This is a genomic window from Oleiphilus sp. HI0117, from assembly GCF_001635235.1.
In genome coordinates this window covers 1-3,488 of the sequence record NZ_LWGA01000934.1, presented here as the reverse complement: position 1 = coordinate 3,488, position 3,488 = coordinate 1, and the positions used below count along the sequence as shown (strand labels likewise).

The 3,488-nt window shown below is 42.5% G+C and carries 2 protein-coding genes and 1 pseudogene; 2 read left to right on the top strand and 1 reads right to left on the bottom strand.

Annotated elements, in window-relative coordinates:
- Positions 1–100 precede the first annotated feature (100 nt).
- The gene (locus A3757_RS16730) at positions 101–1,630 is read right to left on the bottom strand and encodes a methyl-accepting chemotaxis protein (protein WP_068760189.1); all 1,530 of its coding nucleotides are present in this window, start codon (positions 1,628–1,630) and stop codon (positions 101–103) included.
- 320 nt (positions 1,631–1,950) lie between these two features.
- On the opposite strand from A3757_RS16730, the gene msrB reads away from it, so the two are divergent.
- Together msrB and A3757_RS16720 are read left to right on the top strand one after the other, a co-directional pair.
- On the top strand, positions 1,951–2,973 hold the full coding sequence (msrB, locus tag A3757_RS16725; protein ID WP_368664616.1) for a peptide-methionine (R)-S-oxide reductase MsrB: 1,023 nt from the start codon (positions 1,951–1,953) through the stop codon (positions 2,971–2,973).
- Positions 2,974–3,058: 85 nt separating this feature from the next.
- A pseudogene (locus tag A3757_RS16720) lies at positions 3,059–3,488 on the top strand (hypothetical protein); the annotation flags it as partial.

Genomic DNA, 3,488 nt, shown 5'->3' with positions numbered 1-3,488 from the left:
CGAGCATGTTCACAATCTCGATTGCTATAGATAGCGCGCCAATAATTACTGACCGTGAGATCGGGCGATTTGCCCGTGAAGAAGTGAAAGAACCTTAAGCTTATACTTGCAGTTTTCCGACGATGCTTTCAAGCTGATTAGCAAGATCAGCTATCCTCTTTGAGTCTTCGCTAACACTCATTGCATTAAGTAGAACGTGGTCGGCTCCTTTTTTGACTTCCTCTAGGCCATTGCTCACAGCGAGACTTGTTTGGCTCTGCTCTTCAGCGGCAGACGCCACGACAAGATTACTGCGATTGATACGATCACTTAGGGAGCGAATATCAGAGAATAAAGCAACCGTACGCTCCGAGCTCTCAACGCTGTTGTTTGCTGTCGAGGTACCTTGATCCATTACCCGAATAATATCGCTGGTTACACTTCGAATTGCATTTACAAGCTGCTGTATCTTCTCGCTCGACTCATGTGCATGTTGAGCGAGCGAACGAACCTCATCTGCAACCACCGCAAAGCCACGACCAGACTCTCCTGCTCTTGCAGCTTCAATTGCAGCATTGAGCGCCAAAAGATTAGTCTGTTCAGAGATTACCTGTATCTCGCTTGTTGTAGAATCTATTCTCTTCGTATCATCTTGCAAGGTTGATATCAAAGTCGAAACTTGGTCGATCTCCTGACTTAGCGTATGTGTAACATCCTTGGCTTGTTGGACTTCTAGCTCGCCCGAAGCAGTGAGATCAGCCGCAGACGAACTAACTTCATGCATCTCTGAAGCGCTGCTGGCCACTTCCTGTGCGGCAATTGTTAATTGCGCAATTGACTCTAGAATTGCCGCAGTTTCCTGCTGTTGCTCAGACATATCCCGCTCGGTTCGATTTGCATTCTCCTGAAGGCTTGCAGCAGATTGATGCAGCGATCCAGCAGTATCCATAAGCACTTTAACGGTACTTTGATAATTATCTTGCATGGCATTAAAAGCCTCAGCCATGTCGCCCACTTCATCAAGACAATCTATTTCTACTCTTGCAGTTAAGTCACCATTCTTCCTAACATGTCTCATAACTGATTTTAGATTATCAATATGACGTTCAAAGAAGGTAATCAAAATCTGTGAGCAGACTAAAAGAACTAACATCAAGACAAATACGACGGAGGCAAAATTGAGCGCTTGAGCTTTAAACATTTGTATCAAAGAAGGTTTAACGGCTACACGCGCAATGATTGCGCCATTGTCAAGACTCGCTTTTGTAAGAGTCACGGCAGGGAACTCATCGAGCCATCCACCACCAAAGGTAACAAGCAATTCTTTTGCATCGAGCGCCTTGTCGATAGACTCACTTGAAATTGAATTGTGAACATTTTTACCAGTAAAATAATCTTGCTGACCTGACTCACGGTAAATCAGGTTATTACTAGCTGCTGTCAATGCCCGGTACTCTAGTGGGTCCAACTCTTTTGAAATAGATAGTAAGCTATCGACAATATCAGCATTGTCCTCACGACTTTCATCCAAGATGAAAGAATGATTTATTGCAATGGAGGCAGCAACCATTAAACAAACAATGGTAAATGAAACCCCGTTTAACAACCAAAACTTATACTTTAAACGGAGATTCAAAAGAAACTTATACATATCTGGTAAGGCTCAATTAATTATTATCGTCAATAAAATAGCAGTATAGACCTAAACTTCGGATTCTAAAGGATGTTTAGTGATTTATTCACCTCCCTAAAATTAGCCCTCAGATAAAAACAGGCCTGACTAAGAGAAAATATCTAAAACGGATTTGGAACCTTTCTGCAAACCTCTTGTCCTAAGTTCTACAGTTGCTTAAAAGAATCCCGATAGAGTAGGAATTTATGAAAAAAACACTTTGGATCGTCAGTTTGCTTAGTATTATTACCTATCTGAGCGCAATCACCCAAGCAGCACAAGAGCCTGGGGCATCCACCATGAGTAAAGGCGCCATTGTCTCAGCGAGCGACACGGCGATTTTTGCCGGCGGCTGCTTCTGGTGTACCGAAGCAGACTTTGAAAAGCATAAAGGAGTACTTTCCGCCACGTCGGGCTATATCGGAGGTAGTGAACAGTCACCCGCATACAAGCAAGTAGCCTCAGGCAAAACCGGCCATGTCGAAGCGGTTCTAGTAAAATTTGACCCTAAAGTCACAAATTATCAGTCCCTACTTGATGTTTACTGGAAACATATTAACCCAACAGACTCTGACGGACAGTTTGTTGATAGAGGAAAGCAATATAGACCCGTAATCTTCTATTTGGACCGTGAGCAAATGAACTTAGCTGCTTCTTCTAAAGCATCCCTTCAGAGCAGCGGCATATTTGATAAACCCATTACGACAGAAATTATAGAAGCTGGTAAGTTCTGGCCTGCCGAAGACTACCATCAGGACTACTTCAAAAGAAACCCAATAAGATATAAATATTACCGCTACAATTCAGGTAGAGATCAGTATCTGGAAACAGTTTGGACAAAGGAAAATCTTGAGAGGAAAGCTATGAGCGAAAACAAACAGACTAATCAATACAGCAAACCAAGCGATACCAAGATACGTGAGAAGCTCAGCGACCTTCAATACAAAGTTACCCAAAAAGAAGGGACGGAAAGATCATTCGATAACGAGTACTGGGATGAGAAACGTGAAGGTATCTATGTCGATATCGTCAGTGGAGAACCCCTATTCTCATCGAGAGATAAGTTTGATTCTGGCACAGGATGGCCGAGCTTTACTAAACCGTTAATAGAAGAATATATAGTTGAAAAGAAAGATTTTCGTTTATTTATGTCTCGCACCGAGGTTCGTAGTAAATTTGCAGACTCACATCTTGGGCATGTCTTTGATGATGGCCCAGCGCCAACTGGTTTAAGATACTGTATTAATTCCGCCGCGTTGGAATTCATTCCCAAGCAGCAACTTAGTAGCCGGGGTTACGAGCAGTTTCTAGATCAGTTTTAAACGAACGATATATTTTCTTTCAGGGTGCTGTCTGTGTAATATAAGTAAAATTACTTTACTTAAACATTTGCGCCCTGAAACTTTAATGAGTTTAATTTCACGCCTCGTCAGCATTAACTACCCCGTTACCCTCTGCTTACTGTCTATTATTTGGGCAAGCATATGGTTCTATCACAGTCCCAAAAATATGCTACCCAAGATTGAAAACAAGGCCGATAGCAGTCTGTCCGTCCCGCTTCCTGACTTTTCAGTTATTCAGAATATAAGTGAGAAGAAGCAGTCTTTTTTTGAATATTTATTGCCAATGGTTAAGGACGAAAACCTTCACATACTTCGCCTCAGAACTGCAATACAAGCTATGAGCACTTCCATAAAAAAAAATGGTGCCGCCAGCCTGAACCAATACGACAGAAATTGGCTTAAAGCGCTTGCAATGAAATACAAGGTTGTGCCAACTACCAACCCAAGTCAGACACTTGGCAGACTGCTAGAGCGTGTTGATACCGTCCCTGCTT